General features: G+C 34.3%; 16 protein-coding genes. 12 read left to right on the forward strand and 4 right to left on the reverse strand.

Going from position 1 to position 17,557, the window contains the following annotated elements; all coding sequences use genetic code 11:
- Position 1: 1 nt before the first annotated feature.
- The 5 genes from RT250_RS04610 to RT250_RS04630 all read left to right on the forward strand — a co-directional run bounded on the left by RT250_RS04610 (position 2) and on the right by RT250_RS04630 (position 3,198).
- Positions 2-1,015 (forward strand): succinylglutamate desuccinylase/aspartoacylase family protein, encoded by a 1,014-nt coding sequence (locus tag RT250_RS04610; protein ID WP_313112558.1) that lies wholly within the window; start codon positions 2-4, stop codon positions 1,013-1,015.
- A 232-nt stretch (positions 1,016-1,247) separates the two neighbouring features.
- The gene (locus RT250_RS04615; protein ID WP_313112560.1) at positions 1,248-1,703 is read left to right on the forward strand and encodes a DUF4168 domain-containing protein; all 456 of its coding nucleotides are present in this window, start codon (positions 1,248-1,250) and stop codon (positions 1,701-1,703) included.
- A gap of 186 nt (positions 1,704-1,889) precedes the next feature.
- Positions 1,890-2,459, forward strand: coding sequence for a 5-formyltetrahydrofolate cyclo-ligase (locus RT250_RS04620; RefSeq protein WP_313112563.1), 570 nt, complete (start codon positions 1,890-1,892; stop codon positions 2,457-2,459).
- 51 nt (positions 2,460-2,510) lie between these two features.
- Positions 2,511-2,795: a CD225/dispanin family protein gene (locus tag RT250_RS04625; RefSeq protein ID WP_313112565.1), complete on the forward strand. Its 285-nt coding sequence runs from the start codon at positions 2,511-2,513 to the stop codon at positions 2,793-2,795.
- Positions 2,776-3,198, forward strand: a complete 423-nt coding sequence (locus RT250_RS04630; protein ID WP_313112567.1) for a DUF2752 domain-containing protein — start codon at positions 2,776-2,778, stop codon at positions 3,196-3,198. Before RT250_RS04625 ends, RT250_RS04630 begins: the two co-directional genes overlap by 20 nt.
- A gap of 20 nt (positions 3,199-3,218) precedes the next feature.
- Here RT250_RS04630 and RT250_RS04635 read toward each other — a convergent pair whose 3' ends face one another.
- From RT250_RS04635 to RT250_RS04650, 4 genes are all read right to left on the reverse strand, one after another.
- Positions 3,219-3,818, reverse strand: coding sequence for a lipoprotein signal peptidase (locus RT250_RS04635; RefSeq protein ID WP_313112569.1), 600 nt, complete (start codon positions 3,816-3,818; stop codon positions 3,219-3,221).
- 308 nt (positions 3,819-4,126) lie between these two features.
- On the reverse strand, positions 4,127-4,510 hold the full coding sequence (locus tag RT250_RS04640; protein WP_139854072.1) for a TraR/DksA family transcriptional regulator: 384 nt from the start codon (positions 4,508-4,510) through the stop codon (positions 4,127-4,129).
- 3 nt (positions 4,511-4,513) lie between these two features.
- Positions 4,514-7,945, reverse strand: a complete 3,432-nt coding sequence (ileS, locus tag RT250_RS04645; protein WP_313112575.1) for an isoleucine--tRNA ligase — start codon at positions 7,943-7,945, stop codon at positions 4,514-4,516.
- 218 nt (positions 7,946-8,163) lie between these two features.
- Entirely contained in the window at positions 8,164-8,682 is a 519-nt protein-coding gene (locus tag RT250_RS04650) for a hypothetical protein (protein ID WP_313112576.1), read from the reverse strand.
- A gap of 398 nt (positions 8,683-9,080) precedes the next feature.
- Between RT250_RS04650 and RT250_RS04655 the strand changes: the two genes are divergently transcribed.
- The 7 genes from RT250_RS04655 to RT250_RS04685 all read left to right on the forward strand — a co-directional run bounded on the left by RT250_RS04655 (position 9,081) and on the right by RT250_RS04685 (position 17,333).
- Positions 9,081-11,174, forward strand: a complete 2,094-nt coding sequence (locus tag RT250_RS04655) for a protein-disulfide reductase DsbD family protein (RefSeq protein WP_313112578.1) — start codon at positions 9,081-9,083, stop codon at positions 11,172-11,174.
- 20 nt (positions 11,175-11,194) lie between these two features.
- Positions 11,195-12,685 (forward strand): aminotransferase class V-fold PLP-dependent enzyme, encoded by a 1,491-nt coding sequence (locus RT250_RS04660; RefSeq protein ID WP_313112580.1) that lies wholly within the window; start codon positions 11,195-11,197, stop codon positions 12,683-12,685.
- Positions 12,686-12,743: 58 nt separating this feature from the next.
- Positions 12,744-13,634, forward strand: a complete 891-nt coding sequence (locus RT250_RS04665) for a DUF6268 family outer membrane beta-barrel protein (protein WP_313112582.1) — start codon at positions 12,744-12,746, stop codon at positions 13,632-13,634.
- 107 nt (positions 13,635-13,741) lie between these two features.
- A complete protein-coding gene (locus RT250_RS04670) occupies positions 13,742-14,095 on the forward strand; it encodes a DNA gyrase inhibitor YacG (RefSeq protein WP_165145159.1) in 354 nt (117 codons plus the stop codon).
- 126 nt (positions 14,096-14,221) lie between these two features.
- Positions 14,222-14,755 carry a lipid-binding SYLF domain-containing protein gene (locus RT250_RS04675; RefSeq protein WP_313112584.1) on the forward strand — a complete coding sequence of 178 codons (534 nt, stop codon included), beginning with the start codon at positions 14,222-14,224 and terminating at the stop codon, positions 14,753-14,755.
- A gap of 166 nt (positions 14,756-14,921) precedes the next feature.
- The gene (locus RT250_RS04680) at positions 14,922-16,010 is read left to right on the forward strand and encodes a sensor histidine kinase (protein ID WP_313112586.1); all 1,089 of its coding nucleotides are present in this window, start codon (positions 14,922-14,924) and stop codon (positions 16,008-16,010) included.
- Between the two features lie 6 nt (positions 16,011-16,016).
- Positions 16,017-17,333 (forward strand): sigma-54-dependent transcriptional regulator, encoded by a 1,317-nt coding sequence (locus tag RT250_RS04685; RefSeq protein ID WP_313112588.1) that lies wholly within the window; start codon positions 16,017-16,019, stop codon positions 17,331-17,333.
- Positions 17,334-17,557 lie beyond the last annotated feature (224 nt).

Below are 17,557 nucleotides of genomic sequence, written 5' to 3' on the forward strand. Positions count from 1 at the left end.
TATGGCCAAAAAAGAAGAACGCGATATAGTTATTTTAAATGAACGTATAGCCCTAGGTGAAAGCCGTACAGTAGATTTTAGTATTGCCAAACTTTACACATCAACCAAAGTAGAAATCCCAATAATCGTTGAACGATCTAAAGTCCCAGGGCCAACCGTATTAATAACAGCAGCTCTTCACGGCGATGAGATTAACGGTGTAGAAATAGTAAGGCAGGTTATTGCTAAAAAGATAAATAAGCCAAAACGAGGTACAATAATTTGTATTCCAATTCTCAATGTTTTTGGATTTCTTAATGGCGATCGAAATTTTCCTGATGGACGTGACTTGAATCGTGTGTTTCCAGGGACTAAAACAGGTTCGTTAGCAAGTAGGGTAGCCTATCATTTTACCAAGAAGGTTTTGCCACATGCAGATTACTGTTTAGATTTTCATACAGGAGGGGCTAGTAGGTTTAATGCTCCACAAATACGTATAAAACCAGATGACAAAAAGTTATTAGAACTAGCCAAAGTTTTTAATGCGCCGTTCACAGTTTATTCCAATACATTAGAAAAATCATATAGAAAAACTTGTCACAAGATGGGAATACCTTCATTGCTCTTTGAAGGCGGTAAAAGTCTGGACAGCAATAAAGATATAGCAAGAGAAGGCGTTGAAGGTATTATGCGATTTTTAAAGCATTTAGATATGTTAGGGCCTAGGCACAGTGTTGCGAGTGCTGAATCTGAGACGGTAATTGTCGAAAAAAGTAAGTGGATTCGTGCCGTTAGAAGTGGCCTTCTTCATGTAAAAATTGAATGCAATAAACACGTAAAAAAAGGAGAGTTTTTAGCTACCATTACAGACCCATATGGTAAGATGCGATTTAAGGTGTTATCTCCTAATGAAGGGTATATTATAAATGTAAATCAATCACCCATTGTAAATCAAGGAGATGCAATATTTCATATCTCTACGGCAATTACTCCACAAATTTCAGAATCTGAAGAAGAAAATCTCGAGATAAATTAATACTAAATAGATTATTTTGTCAAAGCCGATATTATGTAATAGGCTATTATTCAGGCTTATGAATCATAAAATACTACTAAATTTAAGTTAATAAAGTGATTTTTATTGGTAGACTATAATGATGAAGTTAGTTTTGAAGCTTTCGGAATTGACACTTAACATTGATTTCTCATTTAAACCTATCTTATTATTGAGTCAATTCTTCTAATCATTTTATTTTTAAATAACAATTATGTTAAAATCAGTAAAACTTAAAAGTGTATTTTTATTTGTAATGATGTTGGGGACTTTTGGTCTTTTTGCCCAAGATAATCAAGTTAGTGAGGCAGAATTAACAAAATTCGCTAATGCTTATATCGAATTACAAGTTCAAAATCAAACGGCACAACAAAAAATGGTTCAAATTATTGAAGCCGAAGGAATGGATGTTCAACGCTTTAGTGCTATACAGCAAGCTAGTATGAATCCAGAGGTAAAGGTTGAAGCTACCGAGGAAGAATTAAAAATGCACCAAAATGCAATTGAAAAAATGCAAAAATTGCAACCAGAATTAGAAAAAGAAGCTAGTCAAAAAATCATCGCCACTGGGTTGACGATGGAACGATTTGAAGCACTTGCGGGATTAATTCAAAATGATAAAACCTTGCAGCAACGTGTTGAAGCTATTTTGATGAAAAGTCAGGAATAATATAATATTCTATATTTGTATAAAGGGAGAGGTTATAGCCTCTCTTTTTTTATTCTCTACTTTCTCTCAAAATTTGCATAGAATAGAGAGACTCCAATCCCTATATTTGTGTTATAATGAATAATTACAGTAAATCTTAGTTATCTAAATTCTAAATGAAGTTACTTGTATTATATAGCCTGAATTATGCTCGATAAACCCACATTGCGAAAAAAATACAAAGAATTACGCCAAAGCCTTTCTGATGAGGCTATTGACGAAATGAGCTTGCAGATAGCAAATCAAGCTTTAAAACTGCCAATTTGGGATAAGACCAATTATCATATTTTTCTTACTATCACAGGAAAACAAGAGGTTAACACGGAGTATCTTTTACATATATTGCAAGGAAAAGATAAAAGTATTATTGTACCTAAAGCTGAGTTTTCTTCAGGCGTAATGAAAAATATACTGTTACAGGAAAACACTGCTTTAAAAAATTCAGAATACGGGATTCCAGAACCTGTTTCAGGAATAGAAGTGCCAGCAGAAATGATAGATGTGGTATTTGTTCCTTTACTTGCTTACGATAAAAAAGGAAATAGGATTGGTTACGGAAAAGGTTTTTACGATAGGTTTTTAAATAAGTGTAAAGCTACGGCTGTATTTATAGGGCTTTCCTTTTTTGATGCTGAATCAAAAATTCCTTGCGAAAACACTGATATTCCACTAGATTATTGTATAACTCCCACGAATATCATTGATTTTTTAAATTAAGAGTTTATCTTTAGAAAATAAATTATTTCTAACTAACTCTTTTTAATTTTAATGGAAAATCAAATTAATCAACCTCAAGGAAGTCCACCAGATAATAACTTAGTTTGGGCAATTCTTTGTACAGTTTTATGTTGCTTACCATTAGGTATTGTTTCAATAATTAAAGCGGCAAAAGTTAACGAACTTTGGGCTCTTGGAGATGTTGCTGGCGCACATAAAGCAGCTAGTGATGCTAAAAAATGGGCAATCTGGGGTGCTGTTATCTCTATAGCTTTTTTAGTACTTTATGTAATATTTATTGTAATCCTGGGATTAGGTGGCTTTTTGGCGGGATAAACTTAAAATTTTTAAAATAGCCCTCATTTTATCACTATTTGGGGGCTTTATTTTTGTATACTATATATACAATCCATCAACAACCTTATTTATTCCATGTCCTTTTTATTACGTTTCTGGTTTTTATTGTCCGGGATGTGGTTCACAGCGAGCAATTCATTTACTGTTACATGGAAATATTATAGGCGCCTTTAGATTTAATCCATTAATGGTAATATCAATTCCTATAATGGTTTATGGTCTTGGGGTTACAATTGTAAATTGGATATTCGGTACCAAGCATAGATTTATGCTTTTTTACAGCAAACTATTTATATTTAGTTTTTTCGGAATGGCAATATTGTATTGGGTGCTTCGAAATGTCCCCTATTATCCATTCAAACTGCTTGCTCCAACGGCATGAAGTTATAGCTTTATAAGCTCTTATTTTTTCGGAAACGCGGTTTTATTAAAAAGAAGTAATAAAATAACCCCAACGCTAATAGCAGAATCAGCAATATTGAATACAGGGTCGAAGAATGTAAAATAGGTTCCTCCGAAAAAAGGAATCCACTCTGGTAGTGTTCCTCCGTATAATGGGAAATATAGCATATCCACTACTTTTCCATGAAAAAGTGTTCCATATCCACCCTCTTCCGGGAATAAGGTTGCTACTTGTCCATAGCTGTCGTTAAAGATAATACCATAAAATACCGAGTCTATTATATTGCCTAATGCTCCGGCAAATACCAAGGAAATACATAAAATTAGAATTTTAGGAGCGTTTTTTCTAACAGAGTCCCACAGCCAATACCCAATTCCGCCAATGGCTACGATTCTAAATAACGTTAAAAAAAGTTTGCCGTATTCTCCAGGTATTTTAGCGCCCCAAGCCATACCTTCATTTTCTACAAACAGAATTCGGAACCAATCAAATACATGAATTTCTTCACCTAACATAAAGTTGGTCTTGATGTAATACTTTGAAATTTGATCTATCAATAAGATCAAAATAATAATGAGAGAGGCTTTTTTAATACTCATGACTTTTTCGGCAATTGCTATTCAGCTATATAGTTTTAGGGAACCATTGTTTCAAAATATTTACTTTAAAAAACGGGGGTTTTATAATAGCATTTCTTTTGAGAATGACGGCAAAAATAGTAATATTTATCTATACTTAGTGCTGAAATACTTTGGTTATTTCTTTCAGTTTCAAGATAAAGTGATTTAAAAAGAAGAAATAACAATTACATATTCTTCGAGGAATAATTAGACATGCTATAATCCATAAAAAAAGCCCCGAATTTCTCGGGGCCATTGATGATTTTAAAATAAGTTAGCGGTCTAAATTACTTTTGTAGGTTTTTAGCCTCAATACTCAATGTAGCATGTGGAACAAGTTTTAATCGTTCTTTGTTTATTAACTTACCTGTAACACGGCAAATTCCATAAGTTTTATTTTCAATACGCACTAATGCATTTTTAAGGTCACGGATAAACTTTTCTTGGCGTATAGCTAATTGTGAAGAAGTTTCCTTGCTCATAACCTCACTTCCTTCATCAAAAGCTTTAAATGTAGGTGAAGTGTCGTCTGTACCGTTATTGCTATCATTTTTATAAGCACTTTGGATAAGCTCTAGTTGTTCAGTAGCATTGGCAATCTTTTCATTTAATAGCGCTCTAAACTCCTCTAGCTCCGCATCTGAATATCTGGTTTTTTCTGTGTCAGTCATAATCTAATATTTTATTATACTAATAAGTGTTTCAATTTCATCAAATGCAATTTCAGTACCGTTCTGTAAATCGGGTTGAAACTGCAAAACCTCTGTTAGTGTTTCTTCTTTAATGTACTGCATGTATTGTGTAACCGCAGTTTTTAATATTTCGTTATTTTGAAGTGTAACTTTTATTTTGTCTGTAACTTCAAATCCGCTATCCTTTCTTAGGTTTTGAATTCTGTTTACAAGCTCACGAGCTATACCTTCATTTTTTAAATCTGGTGTTATTGTAACGTCTAATGCTACTGTGATACCATTAGCATTTGCTACTAACCAGCCTTCTATATCTTGAGAGTTAATAATTACATCTTCAAGTGCCAATTTAGTATTTATTTCGTTAATAAATACAGTTATTTCCCCCTCTTTTTCAATTTCTGCAATTTGTTGTTGGTCAAATTTTGAAATTGCTGCTGCTACCGCTTTCATATCCTTTCCAAAGCGTGGTCCTAGCACTTTAAAGTCTGGCTTTATTTGTTTTACTAATATACCAGATCCTTCATCAATAAGCGCTATCTCCTTTACGTTTACTTCACTTTTTATTAAATCGGAAACAGCTAGTATTTCTTCTTTATCAGATTCATCCAACACTGGAATCATTATCTTCTGAAGTGGTTGACGCACCTTAATCTTTTCTCTTTGGCGCAACGATAATACCAATGACGATATTGTTTGCGCTTTTTGCATTTTGTGTTCTAATTTCTTGTCAACGAACGTAGCATCGGCCTTTGGAAAATCGGTCAAATGTACAGAGGCTTTTTTATCTCTAGATGTTCCATCTGTTAAGTCTTTGTAAAGCCTATCCATAAAAAATGGAGCTACAGGTGCACCTAATTTAGCAACGGTTTCAAGACAAGTGTAAAGCGTTTGGTAAGCCGAAAGTTTATCGAGATTACTAGAGCTTCCGCCATTTTGATTTGGTCGGGCTGTTTTCCAATATCTTCTTCTACTTAATCGAACAAACCAGTTGCTTAAATTTTCTTGTACAAATTCTGAAATTGCACGTGTAGCTTTTGTAGGCTCATAATCTGAATAATATTCATCCACTTTTTGAATAAGAGTATGTAATTCAGAAAGTATCCAACGATCTATTTCAGGTCTTTCCTCTAATGCAATGTCTTCTTCAAGATACTTAAAATTATCGAGATTAGCATATAAACTGAAAAAACTGTACGTATTATATAGTGTTCCGAAGAATTTATTTCGTATTTCTGAAATGCCGTCTTGGTCAAACTTTAAATTATCCCAAGGATTGGCATTGCTTATCATATACCAGCGTGTAGCATCTGGACCGTAAGTATCTAAAGTCTCGAATGGGTCTACAGCATTTCCTAAACGCTTGCTCATTTTCTGACCGTTTTTATCTAAAACAAGTCCGTTGGAAACTACGTTTTTATATGCTACATCATCAAAAATCATAGTGGCAATTGCATGAAGGGTGTAAAACCATCCACGCGTTTGGTCAACGCCTTCAGCAATAAAATCTGCCTGACGCCACGTTTTTTCAACTTTTTCTTTGTTTTCGAAAGGGTAGTGCCACTGTGAGTACGGCATACTTCCACTATCAAACCAAACATCAATTAAATCTGATTCGCGCTTCATTGGCTTTCCACTTGGAGAAACCAATGTAATTCCATCAACTATATTTTTATGAAGGTCTACCTTATCATAGTTTTCTTTTGAGAAATCTCCAACTTTGAAATTATCAAAAATGTCCTTCTCCATCAATCCTGCAGCAACCGCTTTTTGCATTTCGGCCTTCAATTCTTCAATTGAACCAATTATGATTTCTTCTTTTCCGTCTTCGGTTCTCCAAATTGGTAAAGGAATTCCCCAATAGCGTGAACGTGAAAGGTTCCAATCGTTAGCATTTGCAAGCCAATTACCAAAACGGCCTTCACCTGTGGCTTTTGGCTTCCAGTTTATTTCTTTGTTTAATTCGTGCATTCTATCGCGGAACTCGGTGACTTTAATGAACCAAGAATCCAATGGATAGTATAAAATAGGTTTGTCTGTTCTCCAGCAGTTAGGATAGCTGTGAAGGTATTTCTCTACTTTAAAAGCCTTGTTTTCAATTTTAAGTTTAATGGCAATTTCAACGTCAACAGACTTTTCTGGCACATCAGCATCGTCATAATATTCATTTTTTACATACTTACCAGCAAATTCCTTCATTTCGGGACGGAATTTTCCTTGCAGATCTACTAGAGGTACAAGGTTCCCGTTTTCGTCTTGCACCAGCATTGGAGGAACTTCGGGAACTGCTTCTTTTGCAACTTTCGCATCATCTGCACCAAAAGTTGGAGCTGTATGTACTATACCCGTTCCGTCTTCTGTGGTAACGAAATCTCCTGAAATTATTCTAAAAGCATTTTTGGGATTGTCGTGAGGTTGAGCATAATCTAATAACTGCTCATATTTAATACCCACTAATTCTGATCCTTTAAATTCCTTTAAAATTAAATATGGAATGTTTTTATCTTCTTTATTGTATGCGTCTAATGCTTCTGCATTTGTAACTTTCTCGTATTTATTAGAGAATTGGTTAGCAACTAGATTTTTAGCCAAGATTACATTTATAGGTTCAAACGTGTATTGGTTAAATGTTTTTACTAATACATAATCAATTTTTGGCCCTACAGTTAGTGCTGTGTTACTTGGCAGCGTCCAAGGGGTTGTAGTCCAAGCTATAAACCAAATATCTTTTGACTCTTCCGTTAGAAAGCTTGGAAGAGTCTCAGAGATTGCTTTAAACTGAGCAACAACGGTTGTATCTGTAACGTCCTGGTAAGTTCCAGGTTGATTAAGCTCGTGTGAACTTAATCCTGTTCCCGCTTTCGGTGAATACGGCTGAATTGTATAGCCTTTATAAATTAAGTTTTTGTTGTAGATTTCTTTTAAAAGCCACCAAACAGTCTCCATGTATTTTGATTCATAAGTAACATATGGGTTTTCCATATCTACCCAGTAACCTGCGCGTTCGGTAAGGTTATTCCAAACATCTGTATATCGCATCACGGCTTTTTTACAGGCGGCGTTGTACTCTTCAACAGAAATCTTTTTGCCGATATCTTCTTTGGTAATTCCCAATTCTTTTTCTACTCCCAACTCAATAGGTAAACCGTGAGTATCCCACCCAGCTTTTCTATCTACTTTATATCCTTTTTGGGTTTTATAACGACAGAATATGTCCTTTATAGCTCGCGCCATAACGTGGTGTATTCCTGGAAGACCATTTGCAGATGGTGGTCCTTCAAAAAATACAAATGGTTTTGCTCCTTCACGAATGGAAATACTCTGTTCAAAAATGTTTTCATCTTTCCAGAAATCGAGTACTTCTTCCGCCAGTTTAGGGAGGTCTAGCCCTTTGTATTCTTTAAATTTTGTGCTCATAAGTTGGGTGTTGTAATAGTTTTAATGCCCTTTTTACAGACAGGGTGCAAAAATAAGCAATTTTACAGAATTGAGTAGTAGAGTTTAAAGGCAAAATTAGAATACAAGTGTTACTAATTCAATCAGTGTTTGGAAAGAGGTGTTTTTTAAAATTAATCAATAAAAAAAGTCGTCTAAACCTTAAATTTAGACGACTTTTTAATAAGGTCAATTAATGCTTAGATGCGCTCATAGTTTACTTTAAAAGTACCTACAGTAGGAATATCGTCAATTGTTTCGTTAATTTCTCTTTTTAAGTTCAATTTTGTTTCATTGAAAAGAGAAACATCAAATGTTTCAGCTTTCCCGTCAATTGGAATAGTCAATCTCTTTTTATCAGGACTAATAGAATATGTACCTTCATCTTCCACAAGAATAATTTCTGAGGTGGTGATGGTGTTACCAGCAGTTGTCACTTTAGTTTCAATACGGTATTGTCCTGAAGCACTATAAGAACCATCAGCACCGAATACCGTTGTCATTTGAAAAGTATCACCAATAACTTTAGTAACAGATTTTACTTCTGTTCCATTTACAGTGTAAGTCTGCTCAATATCGCGTGTTAATAATGTTGTTTTATAGTTACCTGAGAGGTTCGCATTGCTAAATACATAAGGCCCTGGTCCATCATCATCACTGCTACAGCTAATTGTTGCAAGAGCAAGTGTAAAAAGAAAAACTAATTTTTTAAAATTCATAATCGTGGTTTTAAATTAAATTGTTTTGTAAGCAAAGTTGAGATGCTTTCATCAAAACTTAGATTTATTTATTTTATTGTAAAGGCGGCGAAAGTAATGCGTATAATCAGAATAATAAAGTGATTAACAGATTTTTTACAAATCTAGAATTTATGAAATTTGACCCTAAAAAAAATCAAAATCTTCATTTCAAAATTGGGATTTAAAAATGTTTAGCTATTGAGCTAATGTTAAGACTGTAGAATATTTAAATTTTAGTAATTGAAAACGGAAGTTATCAATATATTTGTGGATTACCTTTTTAGGATTTAAAATTTTAGTGACTTGTAATAAACTCCCTAATAAAAATACCTAGGCTATTGGCTTTCGGTTTTTTGGGAAAAATTCAACAATTGAAAATGAATAAATTTTTTCTCTACCTCCTCTTAACTATTGTTTCGGTTTCTTCAGTTCAATCTCAAATTTTAGACCCTGTGAAGTGGTCTACTAGCGTAAAAAAAATATCAGAAACTGAATACGATCTAATTTCAAAAGCTTCGATAGAAGGTGGTTGGCATCTTTATTCACAAGTAGTTCCAGAGGGTGGACCCCTACCAACTGTTTTTACTTTTGAAGAAGATAATGCCTACAAAACAATAGGTAAAGTAAAAGAAGGAAAGGGAGTTACAGAACTTGATCCTGTGTTTGATATGGTAATTACCTTCTTCTCAAATACAGCAACATTTACTCAACGAGTACAATTAACAGGTGATAAAGGAACTACTGTTAAAGGTGAAGTTGAATTTATGGTGTGTGATGATACTCGCTGTTTGCCACCAAATTATGTAGAGCTTATTTTTAAAATTCCAGATCCTAAAAAAGATTCAGATTCAGCAGTAGCGGCTGTGGATAAAGACGATTCTAAATCTGATGACGTAAAAGAGGAAGAAAATACCGTTGAAGAAATTGCACCTTCCACTCCAGATTTTCTAGAAAGTGTAACTACTACAGATACAATTCAAGGAGCGGTAAACACATCAGACTCGTCTAAGGCTGCGGTTGAGCAAACTAAAAAACAAGAAAGTAAAGGGCTTTGGACAATATTTGTTGTTGCTTTCCTTTTTGGATTTACTGCATTGTTAACACCTTGTGTATTTCCAATGATTCCAATGACTGTTAGCTTTTTCACAAAACAAAGTAAATCTAGAGCAGCTGGAATTAAAAATGCTATTATTTACGGAGTTGCAATTATTGTAATTTATGTATTCTTAGGAGCAATTGTAACTTGGTTTTTTGGAGCTGATGCGCTTAACGCATTGTCAACAAACGTATGGTTTAACTTCTTCTTCTTTATATTACTAGTAATATTTGCACTTTCATTTTTAGGTGCTTTTGAAATAATGCTTCCTAACTCTTGGGCAAATAAAGTAGACAGACAAGCCGATAGAGGTGGGATAATCGGGATTTTCTTTATGGCACTAGCTTTAGCCATCGTTTCTTTTTCATGTACAGGTCCAATTATTGGAACATTGCTAGTAGAAGCTGCCTCTAAAGGTGGAATTGCTCCCTTTGTTGGGATGTTCGGATTTTCACTAGCATTGGCAATGCCATTTGCATTATTCGCAGCCTTCCCAGGGTGGATGAACTCCCTTCCAAAATCTGGTGGATGGTTAAACACAGTAAAAGTGTTTTTAGGTTTCTTAGAATTGGCATTAGCATTTAAATTCCTATCAAACGCAGACTTAGTTCTTCAGCTACATTGGTTAGAAAGAGAAGTGTTTCTAGCGATTTGGATTGCTGTTTTTGGAGCTTTAACGCTTTACTTATTCGGAAAATTTCAATTACCACACGACTCGCCTATCGACAAATTATCGGTAGGACGTTTAAGCATAGGATTAATTGTTGCGGCATTTACCATTTACCTGATACCAGGATTATGGGGTGCTCCTCTTAAACTAATTAGTGGTTTCCCACCACCAATGCAATACAGCGAATCTCCTTATGGTGTAGGTTACACAAAATTAGGTAGTGGTGGAAGCGCGGCCACAGCTGAATTCCCTGAAGGAGCTCACCTTGGACCACACGATATTTTAGCATTCCACGATTATGAAACTGGATTGGCATATGCTAAAAAAGTTGGAAAACCTGTATTAGTAGATTTTACGGGCCACGCTTGTGTAAACTGTCGTAAAATGGAAGAACGGGTTTGGAGTGAGCCTAAAATATTAAAGTTATTGAATAACGACGTAGTGCTAATTTCGCTATATGTTGACGATAAAAGACCTTTGGCGGATGGTGAAAAATACGTTTCAGAAATATCTGGAAAGGAGTTGAAGTATATCGGTCAAAAATGGAGTGAATTCCAGATTTTAAGATATAAAGCGAATGCTCAGCCATTCTATGTGTTAATGGATCACAACGAAGAAAACTTAATAGATCCAGTAGGTTATACTCCAGATATTGAGGAGTATTACGATTGGCTTCAAAATGGTGTAGGAGCTTTCGATAAATAATAACATTTAAATTTTAGACAGTGATAAGTTCTGAAAAAAATATAGAGGCTAGTGCGCTAGAAAAGTATTTTGAGACTTTCAGAAATAATATTGTTGGTATCAATCAAAGCTTTACTTCGCCATTCGGAAGCAAAAAGTTAATTTATACGGACTGGACGGCAAGTGGTCGTTTGTACGGGCCCATTGAAGAAAAACTTTTAAAAGACTTCGGACCTTTTGTAGCTAATACGCATACCGAAACATCCGTAACGGGAACGGCTATGACTAGAGCTTACCACGAGGCTAGAAATATTATTAAAAGGCACGTTAACGCCAACAAAAATGATGTGTTAATTACATCTGGTAGCGGAATGACGGGAGCTGTAAACAAGTTTCAACGTATTCTTGGACTGAAAATTCCTGAGAATATTAAAAAGTACACTAAGATTCCTGATGAAATAAGACCTGTGGTTTTTGTCACCCATATGGAACACCACAGCAATCAGACTTCATGGTTAGAAACTATAGCAGATGTTGTTGTAATTCCACCCAACGACGATGTTTTAGTTTGTTTAGAAACTTTTGAAGAAATTTTACAAAAACACATAGACCGACCTATAAAGATTGCTGCAGTTACCGCTTGTTCTAACGTAACAGGAATTCAGACCCCATACCACGAAATTGCAAAATTGATGCACACACATGGAGGCCTTTGTTTTGTTGATTTTGCTTGTTCTGCACCGTATATATTAATGGATATGCATCCGGAAGAAGAAGGAGCTCACTTAGATGCGATATTCTTTTCACCACATAAATTTTTGGGCGGTCCTGGAAGTAGTGGAGTGCTAATTTTCAATAATAATCTTTATAAAAATACTATTCCTGATAACCCAGGAGGAGGAACTGTATCGTGGACAAACCCTTGGGGAAATCATAAATATATTGACGATATCGAAACTCGTGAAGATGGCGGGACCCCAGGATTTTTACAAACCATTCGCACGGCGCTTTCAATTCGATTAAAAGAAAAAATGGGAGTGGAAAATATTCTAAAACGCGAACACGAAATTTTAGATATTGTTTTTGAAAAACTCATTAAAATCCCAAATCTAAAAATACTGGCGCCAAATATTCAAGATAGATTAGCGATAATCAGTTTTTATATAGATGATTTACACTTTAATCTTGGCGTAAAAATTTTAAATGATTATTTCGGAATTCAAACCCGTGGAGGTTGTTCTTGCGCAGGCACTTATGGCCATTATTTGCTTCACGTAGATCAAAAAACTTCAAATAGTATTACATGTGAAATAGACGCTGGTGATTTATCGCATAAACCAGGGTGGATAAGGATGTCTTTTAGTCCTACAACAACTAATGCTGAAGTTTTATACGTTTGTGAGGCTTTAAAACAATTAGCACAAAACTTTCCAACTTGGAGTAAAGACTATAAGTATAATTCAAAAAGTAACGAATATATTCATGTCAATGAAGTTGTAGATAATAAAATGGAGGACTGGTTCACGTTCTAGTAAATATTTATTTTATCTTTAAAATGGTAAACATGCTTACCATTTTATTCTATATATATTGAAAAGACTATTACTTCTCGTTTTTCTATTTCCGCTTTCAATTTCTGCACAACAATATGTGGATCTATTCCGAATAGGATATGGACAAACTTTAAATAATAATTTTAAAGATTCCGACAGTGATACAAATGTTGATTTTTTTGATGTTGGCTTCACATTTCCGATAGTTTTAAACGATAATCACGCATTAATTACTGGAGCGGATTTCAGCTTTAATAAGGTTCAATTATTTCCCGAATCAACATTTTCAAACCTTTACAGCACGAATTTAAAATTAGGAATTGCCTCTACATGGTCGGAAAAATGGAGTACAACAATTGTTCTCTTGCCTAAAATTGCTTCAGATTACCATGATATTTCTAGTGATGACTTTTTTCTTGGAGCCTTTGCTTTGTTGAAACTAAAAAAGAACGAAAACCTTACTTATCGCTTCGGGTTTTATGGATCTCAAGAAGCTTTTGGGTTGTTTACTACTCCTATTTTAGGATGGTATTATCTAAGCCCAAACAAACGATTTGAAATGGATATGAGTCTGCCAATTGCAGCCGATGTTAGTTACAAGCTAGGTGCTACAACCGTAGGAATTGACTACTTCGGAATTGGACGCAGTTATAATGTTCATTATGAAAACAAAAAAACACTTTACGCCGATTTAAGTTCATTAGAATTTGCAAGTTATTTACAATTTAATGCTTTACAAAAATGTGTGTTGCTACGCGCCAAGGTTGGATATTCTACCAATAAATATGAAATGTATGCCGAAGGCGAAAAGATTGATTTAGGTCTTTCTGCCTTTAGTTTTGGCGACAATAGAACACAATTAAACCCTACTTTAAGTGGCGGAGTATTTTTGAAATTGGAAGCTATTTATAGGTTTCATATTAAGTAAAAATTAATTGCAATTAAAGCCTATAAAACAAGAGGTGAATTCCTAAAATTACTGACTTTCAGATGCTTAAAGTGGAAATTGTTGGTTGAATTTTTTATATTTAGACTATGGAGCGAAAATGTCCAGAATGCGGGGGTAAAATTATAGGTCGCGCAGACAAGAAATTCTGCAGCGACGCTTGTCGTAATTCCTATAATAATTCCCTTAATAAGGACAGTAAAAATTTAGTTAGAAATATAAATAACCGACTTCGTAAAAACTATCGTATTCTCGAGGAGTTGAATAAAGAAGATAAAACTAAAACCACAAAAAGTACACTTCAAAGAAAAGGGTTTAGTTTTGAATACTTCACAAGTACTTATACTACAAAATCAGGTTCCACCTATTATTATTTATACGACCAAGGCTATCTTCCTTTAGATAATGACTTTTATCTTTTAGTAAAAAAAGATTTGAAATAAATATTGCTGCTTCTCTACCACTCTCAAAGCCTATTGGCATATAATTATATTTAATCTAACACTCTTTTAACCTATCTAATTTTGTGAAATGAGTAATTTTAAAGTTAAACAATAAAAATTAAGATTATGAAAACTAAAAACATTTTAATGGTAATGATGCTGTTTTTTAGTGTGTCATTATTTGCGCAAGCCGTCGATGATAAAAGGGTAGTTGCAGATGCTGAAAATGCCAAAGCTGCTTTCCTTGAAGTTAACCCAAAACTTCAGGGTTATTTTGATGATGCAAAAGCCTATGTGATTTTTCCAAATGTAGGTAAAGGAGCTGTAATCATAGGCGCTGCATCTGGTAATGGAGCAGTTTATGAACAAGGGCAACTTGTAGGTATGGCCAGTATGAAACAACTTGATGTGGGAGCACAAATAGGAGGAAAAGCCTTTAGCGAAATTATTTTTTTAAAAACAGATAAAGCAGTTGAAGACTTTAAGAATAATAAATTTCGTTTTGGATCGAATTTATCAGCCATTGCTGTAAACCAAAGTCCACCTTCATTTGATGTAACTTATACCGATGGTGTAGCCGTATTTACATTACCTAAAGAAGGATTAATGGCTGAGGTTTCAGTTGGAGGACAAAAATTTGAATTTAAATCTTTCGATTAATCTATCTATTTTAGAGATATAAAACTTAAGAAACTTTTTAAAAAACTGTTTAAGACCTATTTGAAATCTTAAACAGTTTTTTTATTCGATATTTTTAAGTGATACAACTACTAAAACCCTACAAAGCTTTTATTTTAATACCTTTGAAAAATACCTAATATCTTTTATGACACCAGAAGAAAACCTTACCGAGCGGCTCAAAGAACTCACCTGTTTGTATGAGGTTTCGTCTATAATTGTAAATAACGATTATAACGAATTAGATAAAACTCTATATTCGATTCTATTGAGTCTTAGGAAATCTTTTCAGTTTAATAAACACACTACTGTTGAAATAAGCTCCCAACCATTTCATCTTATTTCCAATGCGCTCCCTAAAACCAGTGTTGCCATTACAAGCGACATTAAAGTTTTTAACGAGCCGAAAGGGTATATAAAAGTGTACTATCCTTCGAATAAGTATTCTAAAGAAGATTTTTTAAAAGAAGAAAAACAGTTGTTAGATACTGTAGCAATTAATGTTGGTGATTTGTTAGAGCGCGTTTCAATTCGAGAAAACGAAACAGTGCTAAAGCGCAAAATGGAACACGCAGACCGATTGAGTATTTTGGGTGAAATTACTGCGGGAATTGCTCACGAACTCAACACACCGCTTGCTAATATTCTTGGTTTTGCAGAATTACTGAAAAGTAAAGAAACTGAGGACACCCAAACCAGCAAAGACCTCGATAAAATAATTAATAGCGCAATTTTCTCAAGAGAAGTAGTTAAAAAACTGATGTTTTTTGCTTGTGAAATGCCACAAAATCTCGATCAGACAGATATTGTTCCTGTAATTAGAGACGCCGTAAATTTACTTAATCCTACGTTTAAAAAGAACGACGTTAAGTGTAGAGTGATCCTTCCTGATGAGCCAATATTGCTTAAAGCGGATACTATTCAGCTTACTCAAGTAATTTTTAATCTAACGTTAAATGCCATATATTTTTCTCCTCAAAATGGATTAATTACCATTTCCTTGGAACAGAAAAATAAAAGTATAATTCTAAAAATTTCTGATGAAGGACCTGGTGTTCCGAATGAGAATGTCGATAAAATTTTCCAACCATTTTTCACTACTAAATCAGTGGGAGATGGTTCAGGACTTGGACTGAGTGTTGTTCATGGAATTATAAGAAGTCATCGTGCCACAATAGACTATCAGGATAATAAACCTAGAGGTGCTATTTTTGTAATTACATTTCAAAAACAATAAAAACAGATGCTGCAAAAGGAAAACATATTGATAGTTGATGATGATATAAATATCCTTGAGCTTATACAGCGGCATCTTCACTCATTAGGATATCATACCTATAAAGCTGTTTCGGTAAAAGAAGCAGTAGCTATTTTGCGGGATACAGATATAGACTTGCTTATTACCGATTTAAAAATGCCTGAAGTTGATGGTTTTCAGTTAATTCAATTTGCTTCAGAACATTATCCTAATATGCCTAAATTGGTGGTTACAGGCTACCCTTCCATTCAAGATGCGCTTTCAGCTATTAAGTCTGGTGCGGTGGATTATTTGGTAAAACCTTTTACTAAAGAGGAGTTAAAACAAGGAGTTTTAAAATCACTTTCAACTAAATCTAAAAAAAAGAAATCTACAGAATCGGTTGATACAAAAAAGTATAATGAAATTATAGGGGAGAGTCAGTTAATCAAGAATGTACTTCAGATAATTGATAGGGTAAAAGACAATAAAGCCACAATATTTATAAGTGGTGAAAGTGGAACGGGAAAAGAGTTGGTAGCTCGTTCAATTCACTATAATGGAAAGTTTTCTCGTGCGCCGTTTATTGCAGTAAATTGTGGAGGAATCCCTGAAAATCTATTAGAATCAGAACTTTTTGGATATGTAAAAGGAGCGTTTACAGGAGCTAATGAAGACCGCGATGGTTTTTTTCAGGCTGCAGAAGGTGGCACTATTTTTTTAGATGAAATTGGAAATGCACCATTATCTGTTCAAACCCGACTTTTAAGAGTTTTACAGGAGAAGGAGGTGATGAAAGTTGGTGAAAGAAAATCAGAAAAAATTGATGTTCGTGTAATTGCAGCAACAAATAGCGATTTAAAGGAAATGATTGCGAAGGAGACTTTTAGAGAAGATCTTTTTTATCGATTAACAGTTGTAGAAATAAATGTACCACCACTTCGCGAGCGAAAAGAGGATATTCCGTTATTAGCAGATAAATTTTTGTTTAAATATGGAAATGAATACAAAGATCGTTACGTAACACTAGATTCTGATGCGCAAGCCTTATTACAGCGGTATGACTGGCCAGGAAATATTCGTGAATTGGAAAATGTAATCCAGCGTGCGGTAATTATGTGCGATCGAACAATTGGTGTAAAAGACTTACCTGAAACACTTAAATATCAGATAGACTTTCCAGACAGCGATTTACTTTCTTTAAAAGAAATGGAGAAGATTTATATTCAAAAAGTGCTAGAGGCTACAAATAATAATCAAACCAAAGCTGCCGAAATTCTCAATATCGACCGAAAGACACTTCGGGGTAAAATTAAAGAATAGCAGCAAGACTCTTTCAAACTACTTACCTTTCTTATTTTTCCTTCATTTTAAATTGGGGAATTTCTCCCCACCTGAGAAATTTTTCCCCAAAATATAATCTAAGTTTTTTAATGTAATAAATCCTCTAAAGGCCTGTAGTCTCAATCGTTTGTGTAAATTTATTACTATAAAATAATAGATGGCACGCGCCTTGCCGATAAAATATTTAAGTAATATATAAGCAA

Origin of the sequence: Aequorivita sediminis (assembly GCF_032080575.2) — a bacterium.
GTDB classification, from domain to species: domain Bacteria; phylum Bacteroidota; class Bacteroidia; order Flavobacteriales; family Flavobacteriaceae; genus Aequorivita; species Aequorivita sediminis.